This window comes from Streptomyces sp. NPDC005408 (assembly GCF_040606445.1).
GTDB lineage: Bacteria > Actinomycetota > Actinomycetes > Streptomycetales > Streptomycetaceae > Streptomyces.
In genome coordinates this window covers 55,390-70,331 of the sequence record NZ_JBEXEX010000038.1, presented here as the reverse complement: position 1 = coordinate 70,331, position 14,942 = coordinate 55,390, and the positions used below count along the sequence as shown (strand labels likewise).

The 14,942-nt window shown below is 70.8% G+C and carries 13 protein-coding genes; 5 read left to right on the top strand and 8 right to left on the bottom strand.

Annotated features, from left to right (window positions below):
- Window positions 1–159 precede the first annotated feature (159 nt).
- The 5 genes from ABZS64_RS28475 to ABZS64_RS28455 all read right to left on the bottom strand — a co-directional run bounded on the left by ABZS64_RS28475 (window position 160) and on the right by ABZS64_RS28455 (window position 6,987).
- Window positions 160–1,296: an XdhC/CoxI family protein gene (locus ABZS64_RS28475; RefSeq protein ID WP_355835584.1), complete on the bottom strand. Its 1,137-nt coding sequence runs from the start codon at window positions 1,294–1,296 to the stop codon at window positions 160–162.
- Window positions 1,297–1,358: 62 nt separating this feature from the next.
- Window positions 1,359–2,840, bottom strand: coding sequence for an NCS2 family permease (locus tag ABZS64_RS28470; RefSeq protein WP_355835581.1), 1,482 nt, complete (start codon window positions 2,838–2,840; stop codon window positions 1,359–1,361).
- Between the two features lie 258 nt (window positions 2,841–3,098).
- A complete protein-coding gene (locus ABZS64_RS28465; RefSeq protein ID WP_355835579.1) occupies window positions 3,099–5,507 on the bottom strand; it encodes a molybdopterin cofactor-binding domain-containing protein in 2,409 nt (802 codons plus the stop codon).
- A 5-nt stretch (window positions 5,508–5,512) separates the two neighbouring features.
- Window positions 5,513–6,097: a (2Fe-2S)-binding protein gene (locus tag ABZS64_RS28460; protein ID WP_355835576.1), complete on the bottom strand. Its 585-nt coding sequence runs from the start codon at window positions 6,095–6,097 to the stop codon at window positions 5,513–5,515.
- Window positions 6,097–6,987 (bottom strand): xanthine dehydrogenase family protein subunit M, encoded by an 891-nt coding sequence (locus ABZS64_RS28455; RefSeq protein WP_355835574.1) that lies wholly within the window; start codon window positions 6,985–6,987, stop codon window positions 6,097–6,099. The genes ABZS64_RS28460 and ABZS64_RS28455 overlap by 1 nt, the downstream gene beginning before the upstream one ends.
- Before the next feature lie 278 nt (window positions 6,988–7,265).
- On the opposite strand from ABZS64_RS28455, the gene ABZS64_RS28450 reads away from it, so the two are divergent.
- From ABZS64_RS28450 to ABZS64_RS28440, 3 genes are all read left to right on the top strand, one after another.
- Complete coding sequence (locus ABZS64_RS28450) at window positions 7,266–8,963, top strand: PucR family transcriptional regulator ligand-binding domain-containing protein (protein WP_355835571.1); 1,698 nt, start codon at window positions 7,266–7,268, stop codon at window positions 8,961–8,963.
- A gap of 272 nt (window positions 8,964–9,235) precedes the next feature.
- Entirely contained in the window at window positions 9,236–10,030 is a 795-nt protein-coding gene (locus ABZS64_RS28445; protein ID WP_355835569.1) for a hypothetical protein, read from the top strand.
- 19 nt (window positions 10,031–10,049) lie between these two features.
- Entirely contained in the window at window positions 10,050–10,562 is a 513-nt protein-coding gene (locus ABZS64_RS28440; protein ID WP_355835567.1) for a protein phosphatase, read from the top strand.
- Between the two features lie 59 nt (window positions 10,563–10,621).
- On the opposite strand, the gene ABZS64_RS28435 is transcribed toward ABZS64_RS28440, so the two are convergent.
- Together ABZS64_RS28435 and ABZS64_RS28430 are read right to left on the bottom strand one after the other, a co-directional pair.
- Complete coding sequence (locus ABZS64_RS28435) at window positions 10,622–10,984, bottom strand: hypothetical protein (protein ID WP_355835564.1); 363 nt, start codon at window positions 10,982–10,984, stop codon at window positions 10,622–10,624.
- 104 nt (window positions 10,985–11,088) lie between these two features.
- The gene (locus tag ABZS64_RS28430) at window positions 11,089–11,883 is read right to left on the bottom strand and encodes a GntR family transcriptional regulator (RefSeq protein WP_355835562.1); all 795 of its coding nucleotides are present in this window, start codon (window positions 11,881–11,883) and stop codon (window positions 11,089–11,091) included.
- 185 nt (window positions 11,884–12,068) lie between these two features.
- On the opposite strand from ABZS64_RS28430, the gene ABZS64_RS28425 reads away from it, so the two are divergent.
- Together ABZS64_RS28425 and ABZS64_RS28420 are read left to right on the top strand one after the other, a co-directional pair.
- Window positions 12,069–12,914 (top strand): (2Fe-2S)-binding protein, encoded by an 846-nt coding sequence (locus ABZS64_RS28425; protein ID WP_355835559.1) that lies wholly within the window; start codon window positions 12,069–12,071, stop codon window positions 12,912–12,914.
- A gap of 211 nt (window positions 12,915–13,125) precedes the next feature.
- Window positions 13,126–14,211: a DUF2637 domain-containing protein gene (locus ABZS64_RS28420; protein ID WP_355835556.1), complete on the top strand. Its 1,086-nt coding sequence runs from the start codon at window positions 13,126–13,128 to the stop codon at window positions 14,209–14,211.
- Window positions 14,212–14,434: 223 nt separating this feature from the next.
- Here ABZS64_RS28420 and ABZS64_RS28415 read toward each other — a convergent pair whose 3' ends face one another.
- Window positions 14,435–14,896: an ATP-binding protein gene (locus ABZS64_RS28415; protein ID WP_355835591.1), complete on the bottom strand. Its 462-nt coding sequence runs from the start codon at window positions 14,894–14,896 to the stop codon at window positions 14,435–14,437.
- Between the last annotated feature and the right edge of the window lie 46 nt (window positions 14,897–14,942).

The following is a 14,942-nucleotide window of genomic DNA, read 5'->3' as shown; positions in this document are numbered from 1 at the left end:
TGCCCGCCCCCCCCCCCCCCCCCGGGGGGGGGGGGGGGGGGCCCGGGGGCCCCCCCCCCCCCCCCGCCCCCGGGGAGCGCCGGCTTCGCGGCTGACGGGCGCGCCGCCGTATGCCTGGCGGCGGCGGTCCGTCTCGCGGCGGACCCGGAGGGCCCGGCGTCAGGCCACGGAACCGATCCGGCCCGCCGGGGCCTCGGTGCCGTCGTGGTGGATGGGGGTGTGCGCGCCCGTCAGGGAAACCCCACTGCCGCCGCGGCGGTTCGCCACGATCTCGGCCGCGATCGACAGCGCCGTCTCCTCCGGCGTACGCGCACCGAGGTCCAGGCCTATCGGGCTGCGCAGGCGGGCCAGTTCCAGTTCCGTGACGCCGACCTCGCGCAGGCGCGTGTTGCGGTCTTCGTGGGTGCGGCGGGAGCCCATCGCGCCGACGTAAGCGACGGGAAGTTTGAGGGCCAGTTCGAGAAGCGGTACGTCGAACTTGGCGTCGTGCGTGAGGACGCAGAGGACCGTACGGCCGTCCACCTCCGTCGACTCCAGATAGCGGTGCGGCCAGTCGACGACGATCTCGTCCGCCTCGGGGAAGCGGGTCTTCGTCGCGAAGACGGGACGGGCGTCGCACACCGTGACGTGGTAGCCGAGGAACTTTCCGACCCGTACAAGCGCCGACGCGAAGTCGATCGCGCCGAAGACGATCATCCGGGGCGCGGGCACCGAGGACTCGACGAGGAGGGTCAGCGGCTGACCGCAGCGCGAGCCGTCGTCGCCGATCGCAACCGTTCCCGTGCGGCCCGCGTCGAGCATCGCGCCCGCCTCGGCCGCCGCCGTGCGGTCCAGTTCCGGGTGGCCGCCCAGCGATCCCTCGTACGAACCGTCGGGGTGGACCAGCAGCGCACGGCCCATCAGGTCCGCCGGTCCGTCGGTGATTCTGGCCAGGGCCGCCGCCGCCCCAACGGCGGCGGCCGCAAGCGCGGCAGGGAAGACCCCGCCGCGTACGGGCGTGACGAGGATGTCGATGATGCCGCCGCATGTCAGGCCGACCGCGAATGCGTCCTCGTCGCCGTAGCCGAACCGCTCGAGGACGGTCTCGCCGTCCTCGAGCGCCTGCCGGCACAGCTCGTACACCGCGCCTTCCACACACCCTCCGGAGACCGACCCGATCGCCGTGCCCTCGCTGTCCACGGCGAGTGCGGCACCCGGCTGCCGGGGTGCGCTGCCGCCGACGGCCACCACGGTGGCGACGGCGAACTCGCGGCCCTGCTCGACCCACCGGTTCAGCTCGTCGGCGATGTCCAGCATGTCGGTCTCCTCAAGGGTGTGTGTGAGGCGGCGGGGGGCTAGGGCCTGTCAAACGACAGGCCTTAGTTGACCCCCAGCCAGCCCTCGATCGGGTGAAGCGCGAAGTACGCCAGGAAGACGACGGACAGCACCCACATCAGCCAGCCGACGTCGCGCGCCTTGCCCTGGACGGTCTTGATCAGGACGTGGGCGATGACGCCCGCCGCGATGCCCGCGGTGATCGAGTACGTGAAGGGCATCAGCACGGTGGTGAGGAAGACCGGGATCGAGGTCGCCTGGTCGTTCCAGTCGATGTGCTTGGCGTTCGTCAGCATCATGGAGCCGATGACGACGAGCGCGGCGGCGGCCACCTGGGTGGGGATGACCTGGGCCAGCGGGGTGAAGAACAGGCAGAGCGTGAAGGCGAGGCCGGTGATGACGCTGGCGAAGCCGGTGCGCGCACCGTCGCCGACGCCCGCGGTGGACTCGACGAACACCGTCTGGCCGGACGCACCGGCGAGACCGCCGAGCGCGCCGCCCGCACCGTCGATGGCGAGCGCCTTGTTGAGGCCCGGCATCTTGCCCTTGTCGTCGGCGAGGTTGGCCTGCTGGCCGATGCCGATGATGGTGCCCATGGCGTCGAAGAAGCCCGCCAGGACCAGGGTGAAGACGATGACGCCGACGGTGATGCCACCGACGCTGCCGATGCCGCTGAAGGAGACGCTGCCGAAGAGGCCGAAGTCCGGGGTGCTGACGATGGAACCGGTGATCTCGGGAGCGTTCAGTCCGCCCCAGGCCTTCTTGTCGAGGCCCGCGAACTGGTGGACCAGCGCCGCGAAGACGGTGCCGCCCACGATGCCGATGAGGATCGCGCCGGGGACCTTGCGGACCTGGAGCAGGAAGATCAGCAGGACGGTGACGGCGAAGCAGAGCACCGGCCAGCCGGTGAGCATGTCACTCGTACCGAGCTGGATCGGCTTGGCGCCGGCGATGCCGCCGTCTCCGGGCATGGAGGTGACGAAGCCCGCCTGGACCAGGCCGATGAGGCAGACGAAGAGGCCGATCCCCATGGTGATGGCGTGCTTGAGCGCCAGTGGGATGGCGTTCATGATCAGTTCGCGCAGGCCGGTGACGACGAGCAGGACGATCACGAGACCGTAGATGACGCACATGCCCATCGCGTTTTCCCAGGTCATCTCCGGAGCGACCTGGAAAGCCATGACGGCGGAGACGCTGAGTCCCGCGGCGAGGGCCAGCGGCACATTGCCAATGAAGCCCATCACGATGGTGGTTGCGGCGGCGGCGAAGACTGTCGCGGTGGTCAGCTGATCACCGTCGAGCTTGTGGCCGGCCGCATCAGGCACCGACAGAATCACGGGGTTGAGAAGGATGATGTACGCCATCGCCATGAAGGTGGTGATGCCGCCACGCACCTCCCGACCGATGGTCGATCCTCGCTGGGTTATGTGGAAATACCGGTCGAGCCAAGACCGCCCGGCGGGCTGGCGCGTACCCGCGCCGGCGTCCTCCGCCGTGGTCTCGGTCTCAAGGGACTGCTGGGTCATGGTGCCTACTCCCAAGGTTCACAGGGGCACCCGCATGGAGACTGAGATTGCGGGATTTGGGATGGTGCGCTGGCTGCACGACCCGGGGGACGGCCCGAGACGAACTTGGCTTGGTGGAACGGGTGGTGCTGGTGGTGCTGGGTTTTCCAGGGACCGCGAGCGGTGCGGTACTGGGGTTCTCCGGGCGGCACGACGGGCGGCGGGAAGTGTGACGTTCCTGGTGGCACGGCGCACCGCCCGGAGAGTTTGCGGGGGGAATCAGGTACCGGTGAGGTGCTCGGGGCGTACCGGCGTCCTGTTCAGCTCCAGACCCGTCGCGTTCCGGATCGCCGCGAGGACGGCCGGGGTGGACGAGAGGGTCGGGGCCTCGCCGATGCCGCGCAGCCCGTACGGCGCGTGGTCGTCGGCCAGCTCGAGTACGTCGACGGGGATGGTCGGCGTGTCGAGGATGGTGGGGATCAGGTAGTCCGTGAAGGAGGGGTTGCGCACCTTCGCGGTCTTCGGGTCGACGATGATCTCTTCCATGACCGCCACGCCCAGGCCCTGGGTGGTGCCACCCTGGATCTGGCCGACGACGGACAGCGGGTTGAGTGCCTTGCCGACGTCCTGGGCGCAGGCCAGTTCGATGACCTTGACCAGGCCGAGCTCGGTGTCGACCTCCACCACCGCGCGGTGCGCGGCGAAGGAGTACTGGACGTGGCCGTTGCCCTGGCCGGTGACCAGGTCGAAGGCCTCGGTGGGACGGTGGCGCCACTCGAGCTCGAGGTCGACCGCCTCGCCCTCGAGCACGTCCACCAGGTCGGCGAGGACCTCGCCGCCGTCGGTGACCACCTTGCCGCCTTCGAGCAGCAGCTCGGCGGTGGCCCACGCGGGGTGGTACGAGCCGAACTTGCGGCGGCCGATCTCCAGGACCTTCTCGCGGACGTTCTCGCAGGTGTGCTTCACCGCGCCGCCCGTGACGTACGTCTGGCGGGATGCCGACGTCGAACCGGCGGAGCCGACCTGGGTGTCGGCCGGGTGGATCGTCACCTGCGTGACGCCGAGCTCGGTGCGGGCGATCTGCGCGTGGACGGTGACACCGCCCTGGCCGACCTCCGCCATCGCGGTGTGCACGGTCGCGACCGGCTCGCCGCCCACGACCTCCATGCGCACACGCGCGGTGGAGTAGTCGTCGAAGCCTTCGGAGAAGCCGACGTTCTTGATGCCGACCGCGTAGCCGACGCCTCGGACGACGCCCTCGCCGTGCGTGGTGTTGGACAGACCGCCCGGCAGGGCGCGTACGTCCGCCTCCTCGCCGGCGGCGAGCCACTGCTGCTCGGGCGGCAGCGGCATGGCCTTGACGCGGCGCAGGATCTCGGCGACCGGGGCCGGGGAGTCGACCGGCTGGCCGGTCGGCAGGAGCGTGCCCTGCTCCATTGCGTTCAGCTGGCGGAACTCGACCGGGTCGATGCCCAGTTTCGCCGCGAGCTTGTCCATCTGGGCCTCGTAGGCGAAGCACGCCTGGACCGCGCCGAAGCCGCGCATGGCGCCGCAGGGCGGGTTGTTGGTGTAGAGCGCAATCGCCTCGATGTCGACGTCGTCGATGACGTACGGGCCGACGCTCAGGGACGAGGCATTGCCGACGACCGCCGGGGAGGCCGACGCGTAGGCGCCGCCGTCCAGGACGATCTTGCACTTCATGTGCGTGAGCTTGCCGTCCTTGGTGGCGCCGTGCTCGTAGTAGAGCTTCGCCGGGTGCCGGTGGACGTGTCCGAAGAAGGACTCGAACCGGTTGTAGACGATCTTGACGGGCTTGCCCGTGCGAAGGGCGAGCAGGCACGCGTGGATCTGCATCGACAGGTCCTCGCGGCCGCCGAACGCGCCGCCGACGCCGGAGAGCGTCATCCGCACCTTGTCCTCGGGCAGGCCGAGTACTGGGGCGATCTGGCGGAGGTCCGAGTGCAGCCACTGGGTGGCGACGTACAGCTCGACACCGCCGTCCTCGGACGGCACGGCGAGGCCGGACTCCGGGCCGAGGAAGGCCTGGTCCTGCATGCCGAAGGTGTACTCGCCCTTGACGATCACATCGGCGCGCCGGGCGGCCTCGTCGGCGTTGCCGCGGACGATCGGCTGGCGGTGCACGATGTTCGGGTGCGGGACATGACCGATGTGGTGGTCGTCGCGGCCCTCGTGGACCAGGATCGCGTCGGGTGCGGTCGCGGACGCCTCGTCCGTGATGAGCGGCAGCTCGGCGTACTCGATCTTGATCTTGGCGGCGGCACGGCGCGCGGTCTCCGGGTGGTCGGCGGCGACCAGGGCCACCGGCTCGCCGTGGTGGCGGACCTTGCCGTGGGCGAGAACCGGGGTGTCCTGGATCTCCAGGCCGTAGTTCTTCACCTCGGTGGGCAGGTCGTCGTAGGTCAGCACGGCGTAGACGCCGGGCATCGCGACGGCCTCGCCGATGTCGATCGACTTGATCTCGGCGTGCGCGACGGTGCTGCGGAGCGTATGGCCCCAGAGCATGTCCTCGTGCCACATGTCCGAGGAGTACGCGAACTCACCGGTGACCTTGAGGGTGCCGTCGGGGCGCAGCGTCGACTCGCCGATGCCGCCCTTGGTCTTCGAGGCCTGGGTGATGTTCGTGGGGGTTCCTGCCGGAGCGGCAGCGACTCGTGGATGCAGCGCCATGGCTGTCAGACCGCCTCTTCCTGACGGGCGGCCGCGAGGCGGACCGCGTCGAGGATCTTCTCGTAACCGGTGCAGCGGCAGAGGTTGCCGGAGAGCGCCTCGCGGATGTCCGCGTCGGACGGCTCGGCGTTGCGCTCGAGCAGCTCGTCGGCGGCGACCAGCAGACCGGGGGTGCAGAAACCGCACTGCACGGCGCCGGCGTCGATGAACGCCTGCTGGATCGGGGACAGCTCGCCCTGCTCACCGGTCCGGCCGTCGGCGGGCTTGGACTCCCAGCTCTTCGCGGCGTCCAGCGAGGTGCCGCAGGCGCCGGTGGCGCAGCCGCCGTGCTCGGCACGCTGCTTGGCGAAGTCCGCCAGGCCCTCAACGGTGACGACCTCGCGGCCCTCGACCTGACCCGCGGCAACGAGGCAGGAGCAGACCGGGACGCCGTCGAGGCGGACCGTACAGGAGCCGCACTCGCCCTGCTCGCAGGCGTTCTTGGAGCCGGGCAGGCCCATGCGCTCGCGCAGTACGTAGAGAAGGCTCTCGCCCTCCCACACGTCGTCGGCTTCCTGCTGACGACCGTTGACCGTGAAGTTCACGCGCATTATGCGACTCCCTCAATGCTGCGGCCCGTGCCGCGGTACGACTCCCACGTCCAGCCGAGCGTGCGGCGGGCCATGATGCCGACCGCGTGGCGGCGGTAGCTGGCGGTGCCACGCACGTCGTCGATGGGGCTGCAGCCGCCGGAGGCGAGCTCCGCGAACTGCTTGGCGATCGACGGGGTGATGATCTTCTTGCTGTCCCAGAAGCCGCCCTCTTCGAGCGCGGCGTTCAGGAACTCCTCGGCCGCCTTCGCCCGGACCGGGGTCGGGGCGGCGGAGCCGATGCCGGTGCGCACCGTGCGGGTCTCGGGGTGCAGGGCCAGGCCGAAGGCGCAGACGGCGATGACCATCGCGTTGCGGGTGCCGACCTTGGAGTACTGCTGCGGGCCGTCGGCCTTCTTGATGTGCACGGCGCGGATCAGCTCGTCCGCGGCCAGTGCGTTGCGCTTCACGCCGGTGTAGAACTCGTCGATCGGGATCAGGCGGCTGCCGCGCACCGACTCGACCTCGACCTCGGCGCCCGCGGCGAGCAGCGCCGGGTGGGCGTCGCCGGCCGGGGATGCGGTGCCGAGGTTGCCGCCGACGCCGCCGCGGTTGCGGATCTGCGGGGAGGCCACGGTGTGCGACGCCAGCGCCAGACCGGGCAGCTCGGCCCGGAGGTGGTCCATGATCTGGGTGTACGGAACGGAGGCGCCCAGGCGGACGTTGTCCTCGCCGACCTCCCATTCGCGCAGCTCGCCGATGCGGTTCAGGTCCATGAGGTACTCGGGCCGGCGGTGGTCGAAGTTGATCTCGACCATCACATCGGTGCCACCCGCAATGGGTACAGCGGTGGGGTGCTCGGCCTTGGCGGCGAGCGCCTCCTCCCAGCTGGCGGGGCGAAGGAAGTCCATGAGTGGCTCTCTTCTTCTTAATCGGGGGTCGTTCGTCGCAGCGGGCCCGGGACGGTCGGCCCTCGACTGGTTATTCATGTGCCGTTAACGCGGTGTGGCCCAAGTACACAAGGCGTGCCGCGCCCGGTGCAGTCACCGAAACCATGAAGGAGTTGGCTGGTCGCCTCTCTCGTCTTGTAGATTCGAACGAAAGGCGAGGCTCAGTAACCTCACCGTTTTCCCATGAAAACCGTGGCCACAGGCCACCGGCAACAACGAGACAGATCGGCGGCGACGAGATGCGGCTGCGCGCACTTCTGGAGACCGATGCGCTGGGGCTGCGCCTGCTCGGCGGCGAGGACGAACTCGACCGCGGTGTACGTGGCGTGATGACGACCGACCTGCGGGACCCGAGCCGCTACCTTTCGGGCGGCGAACTGGTGCTGACCGGGCTCGCCTGGCGGCATTCGGCCGAGGACTCGGAGCCCTTCGTCCGGATCCTGGCGGGCGCCGGGGTGGCCGGTCTGGCGGCCGGTGAGGCCGAGCTGGGGAACATTCCGGGTGATCTCGTCGAGGCGTGTTCACGCCATCGGCTGCCACTCTTTGCAGTTAATGAGTCCGTTGCATTCGCGACGATCACAGAGTATGTCGTGCGCCAGGTCTCGGGCGAGCGGGCCGGTGATCTCGCGGCAGTCGTGGACAGACACAGAAGGCTGATGACATCGGGACCGGCCGGCGGCGGACCCGAGGTCGTTCTCGACCTCCTCGGCTCCGACCTGGACCTCCGCGCCTGGGTGCTCTCCCCCACCGGCCGCCAGATCGCGGGTGCGGGCGACCCGCTGCCCGGCTCGGCGAGCGCCGCGCTCGCGGGCGAGCACTTGGCCGCGATCCGCACCGGCCGCCGTGGACCGCACCGCGCGACCATCGGAGGAGCGACGTACTCGCTCTTCCCGATCCGTAACACCGGACGCGGAGCCGCCCCCGCATCACGCGACGTACGCGAGACGGTCCTGTCGGACTGGCTGCTGGCGGTCGAGGCGGATGCGAGCGACTGGCCCGCCGCCCGGCTGGATCTGCTGCAGGGCGTGACCCAGCTGATCGCCGTCGAACGGGACCGGCGCGAGGCGGCCCGTACGGTACGGCGCCGGCTCGCCCAGGAAGTCCTGGAATTGGTCCAGACGGGTGCGGCGCCCGCCGAGATCGCGGCCCGGCTGCGGGTGGCCGCGCCCGTGCTGCTGCCCGGCCTCGGGACCGCACCGCACTGGCAGGTCGTGGTGGCCCGGGTGGACTGGGAGCAGGACGGAGCCGCGGGCACGGCAATCGAGGCGGGGCCCGTCGCACAGTCCCTGCTGGAGGAGATCCTGGTCGACCCTTCGGCCGCGGGCGCCGAATCCGCCGACCGGATCGCCGTCGCCCACACCGGCGACGAGGCGATCGCACTGGTCCCGCTGCCCGCTGTCCCCGTCGACCCGGAAGGCCCCGACATCGAGTCCACGGAGGCCGGGCTGCACGCGGACGCGCTGCTCAGCTCCGTACGCGACCCGCTCTCGGCCGGTCTCGCCGACGACGGGCGGCTCACGCTGGGCGTCAGCGCCGCGGTCAGCTCGGCGGAGGGCCTGCGCGGCGCACTGGAGGAGGCCCGGCACGCCCGCCGGGTGGCGGCGGCCCGCCCCGGCCGGGTCTGCGCGGCCGGCCACCACGAGCTGGCCTCGCACGTCCTGCTGCTGCCGTTCGTCCCGGACGATGTGCGGCGCGCGTTCACGGCCCGGCTGCTCGACCCGCTGCGCGATTACGACCGGCGGCACCGCGCGGAGCTGATCCCGACGCTGGAGGCGTTCCTGGACTGCGACGGGTCGTGGACGCGATGTGCGACGCGGCTGCATCTGCATGTGAACACGCTGCGGTACAGGGTGGGCAGGATCGAGCAGCTGACCAGCCGCGATCTGTCGCGCCTGGAGGACAAGCTGGACTTCTTCCTCGCGCTGCGGATGAGCTGACGGGGTGCCTCCGCCCAGGACCCGCGTCCTGGGCGGATCGCAGGTACGGGTCACCCTCACGGGTCATCCTCACGGGCAGCGCAAAATCCATCCTGTTGACGCCCCTGGCCATGAAGGACACAGCCCCCGCGGCGCATCTCTCCCCATCTCCCGCCGAGCGATTGTGAATTCATTCACCTGACCCCTTGGCCAGGCATGCCTATCCATGCTGAGATGCGACTGACTCAACAGCTCAATGGCGTGCTCGGGGAGGGCAAGTGGCGCATACCGCCATGTCTGGTTCCGGAACCACTGCAGGTGACGATCCACTCCAGACCGCGGTATGGCGGCTGCGTTCGCGCGGCTGTTGGACCGACGCAGCGGCTCTGCTCACCCCCCACGCGGCGGACCCGGCCGCGGCCCTTGAACGGGCCGGACTGCTCGTCGAGCGCTGCCTGTTCACCGGTGAGGGCTGGGCGGACGCGGAGGACGCGCTGCGTACGGCGGAAGCGGTTGCCGGGGACGACGAAGAGCGCGGCGGCGCGGCGTGCGAGCGGGGGCGGCTGGCATACGCGGCGACCCGTCTCGGGGTACGCGACCGCGCCGACGAGGCCCGCGCGGCGCTCGGCCGTGCGGCGGCGCTGCTCGCCCCCACTTCGCCGGGACGCCCACTGCTCGACTTCCGCCGTGGCCTGGTCGCCGAGCACATCGCCGACTCCCCGCAGGCGGCCCGCGCCGCCTACCAGCGGGCGCACGCCGGAGCCACCACGCACGGGGACACGCTGCTGCTGTCCTTCACCTGGCACCATCAGGCCGGACTCGCCCTGCGGGAGGGGGAGTTGGCGGAGGCCCGGCACGGTTTCGCCGAGTCGCTGCGGATCCGCGAGGAGCTCGGCTATCTGATCGGTACGGCCCCGACGCTGGCCGCTCTCGCCGACTGCGAGCCGGAACCGGAGGCGAGCCGGCTACGGGCGGAGGCGGGGCGGCTGTTCCGTCTGCTGGGCGGCGTACCGGTGTGGCTCGGCGCCCAACTGGCCCCGGCGGTGCCGGTCCAGTCCTCGCCTCCTCAGCCCGAGCCCGCGGCATGACCGGCGGAAGGAGTCACCGGTGAGCGCCCGCCGTACGGACCGTCCCGTCCCGGAACCTCAGTCGCCGTGGGACGAGATCACGACCGGGCTGTGGATGGGCGGCCATGTCTGGGCCGACGCGGACGGCCGCCACCTGGATGCCGTGGTCGACCGTGAATTCGACCTGGTGATCAGCCTGTTCACCCGCCAGGGCCACGGCCCGCCCGACGGCGTCGAGCATCATGTCGCCCCCATCCCGGACGACTGGCTGACCACGGACCAGATCGACGAGGTCCGCCGCCTGGCGGTCCTCACCGCCGACGCCGTACGAGCCGGCCGCACCGCCCTCGTACGCTGCTACTCCGGCTACAACCGCTCGGGCCTGGTGGCGGCTCAGACGCTGATCGAACTGGGCCACGACGGCGCGGGAGCGATCGACCTGATCCGTCGCAGGCGTTCACCGTGGGCGCTGCACAACCTCGCCTTCGAGCAGTACCTCATGACGGGCCTGGACATCGCCTCACTGCTGACGGACTTGGAGTCGCCGTCCTGAGCGCATGGCTCACGAGGACTCCGTCCACCGTAGTCCGCACCTTCCGCGATCTCGATCGGTCAACCCGCCAACCAGGACAGCGACTTCGCCGGATTCAGGACAACCAGGACGACCACGACCGCGAGAACCACCGAGACGACGGTCCAGCCCCGTCGCCGCCGCGCCTGCCGCTGCTGCTGCCCCGGCCACGCCCGCCACGCCTGGGGCTCGGCCCGCACCTGGGTCCCGCGCTTCCCCCACCCTCGCACCCTGCCCTGCCGCCGCGTGGCTTCCTCGTCCTCGCGCCGCAGCCGCTCGGTCACCATCCGCGCCCGCGCGGACGGCTCCTTGGGCGCGGCGAGCCGCGCGGGCCCTTCGCTCTCGCGCTGGAACTCCTCCCACGCCTCGTCGGGTATGGACGACTCCGGCAACTCCGCGGTCATGAATGGCCCCCCGTTCGTACGGACTTGGACAACGGCGGCACAGATTAGTGCAGCCGTGGCCAAAGGACATCGGTGGGTGGCGGGTCTCAGCCCGGACCGGACCGTCAGCCCTCCGCGCCCGTGAAGTGCTCCCGTACCAGCGACTGCACCACCGACAGGTCCTGCGCGACCAGTGCCTCCAGCAGTGCCATGTGTTCCGCCGCGTCCGCCACCAGGTCCGCCCGTCGGGTGACCGGGGCGCTCGTCAGGGGCCATTGGGAGCGGCGGTGGAGGTCGTCCGCGACCATCACCAGTTGCTGGTTGCCCGACAGGGCGAGGACCGCGCGGTGGAAGGCGCGGTCCGTTTCCGCGTAGGCCGCGCGGTCGCCCGTGGCCGCCGCCGCTGCCGTCGCGGCGGCCAGGGGGCGCAGGGCCGTCCAGCGGGCGGCCGGGATCGTGCGGGCCAGGCGGAGCATGACCGGGATTTCGATCAGGGCGCGAACCTCCGCGAGCTCGGCCAGTTCGCGGGGGCTGCGGACGGAGACGCGGAAGCCGCGGTTGGGGACGACCTCGACCGCGCCCTCGATCGTCAGCTGCTGCATCGCCTCGCGTACGGGCGTCGCCGAGACTCCGAAGCGTTCGCCGAGCACGGGCGCCGAGTAGACCTCGCCGGGGATCAGCTCGCCGTCGACGAGGGCCGTGCGCAGGGCTTCGAGGATCTGGCCGCGGACCGAGTGGCGCTGGACCGTGCGCGGGGCGGCTCCCGGCGCGGGGGGCTCGCTGTGGGTGTGTTCGCCGCGGGCCTGTTCCGGGATGCGGGGGCGGATAACCGGGGAGTCGGCCGGGCCTGCCTGTTCGGGGACGTACGCGGACGCGAAAAGCTGCGGCGTCACGGAGTCGCGCGCTCGGGCCTGCTCCACTCGGCTCCTCCTCCTCCGGCCGGCTGTCTGGCCCGGCTCGCGTGCGCGTGGGCCCTTGTGCACCATAGGCCGACAGAGCGGCTTCGGGGGGTCTGGGGGTATCCCCCAGAGGATACGGTAAACATCGAATGCATCGGGTAAGGTAAGGCTAACCTGCTAACGATCGCGATTCGGTGGTCCCCGGCATGACCGTCCCCGCCCTGCTGCCCGCCCTTGCCTCGCCCGTCCAGGACGCCTATGAGCGCCTGGCCGAGGTCTTCTCCGGGCTGCGGATACGGGAGCTCCCGGACGGCGAGCAGGCCCCCGTGGGCGGTGGCTGGGTGGGCGCGGCCGAGCTCGCGGACGGCGGGGCCGCCCTCGATGCCTTTCTCGCCTGGGACAACGCACAGATCCTGCGGGACTACGGCTGGCAGGCCCGCCCGGACGTCATCGCCAGCTTCGGTCTGCACCGGTACGCCTGGCCCGCCTGTCTGCTGATCACGGCCCCCTGGTTTCTCCACCGCCGCGTGCCGCGCGTACCCGTCGCGGATGTCGCCTTCCAGCGGACGCTCGGGCGTATGACGGTCAGAGTGAGGGAATTCACCTGCCTGCCGGGCGACCCGGCCGCGCAGCTGCCCGGCGCCCGCGTCGTACCGGACGAGGAGGCCCTGCGCGCCGAGGTGCGTGACGCCGTCGCCGAGCACGTCGGGCCCGTACTGGACGGCTTCGGTCCGCGCATGCGGCGCGGCCGGCGCGCGCTGTGGGGCATGGCGACCGACGAGATCGTCGAGGGCCTGTGGTTCGTCGGGCATCTGCTCGGCGAGGAGCAGCGCGCGGTGGCAGAGCTGGAGCGGCTGCTTCCGGGCACCACCGAGCCGTACGTCGGGACCGCCGGCTTCCGCGAGCTCACAGCACCGGGCGGCGAGCTGCTGCCGACCCGCGACCGGGCGAGCTGCTGCCTCTTCTACACCCTGCGGCCCGAGGACACCTGCGTCACCTGTCCGCGCACGTGTGACGCGGACCGCGTGGGCAGGCTGCGGCCGAGCGTCTGACTCTCGCGCGCGCCGGTTGTCACGCCACCCGCCCGGGTGACGTAAATCGAACCAACTCCCTTTATCCATACGGCGGTTCGAGCTAATCGCACCTATCCGTATGTCATGGGGCCCAATTGGCGTTCTCTTGCCCCGAAACCCCTTGGGGGCGCTGGGACTTCGGCCACTATGGCGGCCGAAACGCTCTACCGCGATGCAAGGGACACCGCCCATGAGACTGACCGACATATCGCTGAACTGGCTGCTCCCCCTCGGCGTGATGCTCATGGGAGGCCTGGTGGCGGTGACGGTGCTCGCGCGCGGCAAGCGCGCCGGTGGCAAGGCCGCGGCCGACGACTCCTGGGAGCGCAGCGAGGAACGCCGAAGGCGCAAGGAGGCGGTCTACGGAACGGCCTCCTACGTGCTCCTCTTCTGCTGCGCGGCGGTTGCCGCCGCACTCTCCTTCCACGGCCTTGTCGGCTTCGGAAGGCTGAATCTGAATCTCTCCGGGGGCTGGGAGTATCTGGTCCCCTTCGGCCTCGACGGCGCGGCCATGTTCTGCTCGGTGCTCGCGGTGCGCGAGGCCAGCCATGGCGACGCGGCCCTCGGCTCGCGGCTGCTCGTGTGGACCTTCGCGGGTGCGGCGGCCTGGTTCAACTGGGTGCATGCGCCACGGGGGTTGGACCACGAAGGCGCCCCGCAGTTCTTCGCGGGCATGTCGCTCTCGGCCGCGGTCCTGTTCGACAGGGCGCTGAAGCAGACCCGCAAGGCCGCGCTGCGCGAGCAGGGCCTCGTACCCCGTCCGCTGCCGCAGATCCGGATCGTACGGTGGCTGAGGGCTCCCCGGGAGACCTTCGGCGCCTGGTCGCTGATGCTCCTCGAAGGTGTACGCACTCTGGACGAGGCGGTCGACGAGGTCCGCGAGGAACGCCGCGAGAAGCAGCAGAGCCGTCTCCACAGGCGGGGCCGGGAGAAGCTGGAGCGTGCGCAGATAAGGGCGATCAACCGGCAGCACCGGTCCTGGGGACGCGGACGCGTCGACGGCGGCTCACAGCCGCCCACCGAACTTCCGGCCCTCAGTTCCGGGGCGGGCTCCGCGCAGGCCGTATCCGGCGGCGTCGGGTCCGTAGCGGAGCCTGCCATAGCCGAGCCGGGACAGCTGCCACTTCGTTCCCGGCCCTCCCTCCAGGCCGTGAAATCGGCCAATGGCGCTGAGCCGCGCACGGTCGACCTCACCGCCGAGGACGACACGCAGACGCTGCCGCGTCTCGACTCCCTGGAGCAGAAACTCAAGGATCTGGAGCAGCAGTTCGGCTAGGGCGTGTTTCAGAAGTAGCGCCGTCCGCCCGAAGGGCGGGCCCCGGGGCGTCTGGTGCGTGCAATCGCAAGGCGGAGGATCGCCCTCGTACTGGACGTACTTGGGCGACTCCGACAACACCGCGAGTGTGCGTGCCGGGCGTCGCGGGGCAGGCGGGACTTCTAAAACACGCCCTAGGGGGTGCCTGGGAGCCCTCACCCACGCGAAGGCCGGTCTGCGACGGTCAGGCCGGCCTTCCGTGCAGCTCGAACCAGACCACCTTGCCCACGCCATGTGTATGTACGCCCCACGCGTCAGCGAGGCTCTGCACCAGCACAAGACCTCTGCCGTGGGTGTCCAGATGCGCGCCCGGCAGACGCGCGGCCGGCAGTCCGGCCATGAAGTCCAACACCTCCACGCGGAGTGTGGAGGCCGCGACGGTCGCCGTGACGACCGCGCCGTGATCGGTGTGGACGAGCGCATTGGTCACCAGCTCGCTGGCCAGCAGCTCCGCCACGTCCGTCGCGTCCTGCTCCCCCCAGTGTCCTAACAACTCCCGTAAAGCACGTCGTACTTCAGGAACGGCCGTGAGATCAGCGCTGCCCAGCCTGCGGCGCAGCCGACCGCTGTCCGGTTCTCCCTCCGCCCCAGGTTCACGGCCGTGCCCGCTCGCGTCCGGCCCGGCCCCTCCCTGACGCCCAGTCATCATCCCCACCCACACGTCGGAACAGCCCCTTACTCCGGTTACTCCG

Coding starts and splice junctions, on each gene's coding strand:
- ABZS64_RS28475 (WP_355835584.1), bottom strand. CDS start 1,296: ATGCTGGACATCGCCGACGAGCTGAACCGGTGGGTCGAGCAGGGCCGC.
- ABZS64_RS28470 (WP_355835581.1), bottom strand. CDS start 2,840: ATGACCCAGCAGTCCCTTGAGACCGAGACCACGGCGGAGGACGCCGGC.
- ABZS64_RS28465 (WP_355835579.1), bottom strand. CDS start 5,507: ATGGCGCTGCATCCACGAGTCGCTGCCGCTCCGGCAGGAACCCCCACG.
- ABZS64_RS28460 (WP_355835576.1), bottom strand. CDS start 6,097: ATGCGCGTGAACTTCACGGTCAACGGTCGTCAGCAGGAAGCCGACGAC.
- ABZS64_RS28455 (WP_355835574.1), bottom strand. CDS start 6,987: ATGGACTTCCTTCGCCCCGCCAGCTGGGAGGAGGCGCTCGCCGCCAAG.
- ABZS64_RS28450 (WP_355835571.1), top strand. CDS start 7,266: ATGCGGCTGCGCGCACTTCTGGAGACCGATGCGCTGGGGCTGCGCCTG.
- ABZS64_RS28445 (WP_355835569.1), top strand. CDS start 9,236: ATGTCTGGTTCCGGAACCACTGCAGGTGACGATCCACTCCAGACCGCG.
- ABZS64_RS28435 (WP_355835564.1), bottom strand. CDS start 10,984: ATGACCGCGGAGTTGCCGGAGTCGTCCATACCCGACGAGGCGTGGGAG.
- ABZS64_RS28425 (WP_355835559.1), top strand. CDS start 12,069: ATGACCGTCCCCGCCCTGCTGCCCGCCCTTGCCTCGCCCGTCCAGGAC.
- ABZS64_RS28420 (WP_355835556.1), top strand. CDS start 13,126: ATGAGACTGACCGACATATCGCTGAACTGGCTGCTCCCCCTCGGCGTG.
- ABZS64_RS28415 (WP_355835591.1), bottom strand. CDS start 14,896: ATGACTGGGCGTCAGGGAGGGGCCGGGCCGGACGCGAGCGGGCACGGC.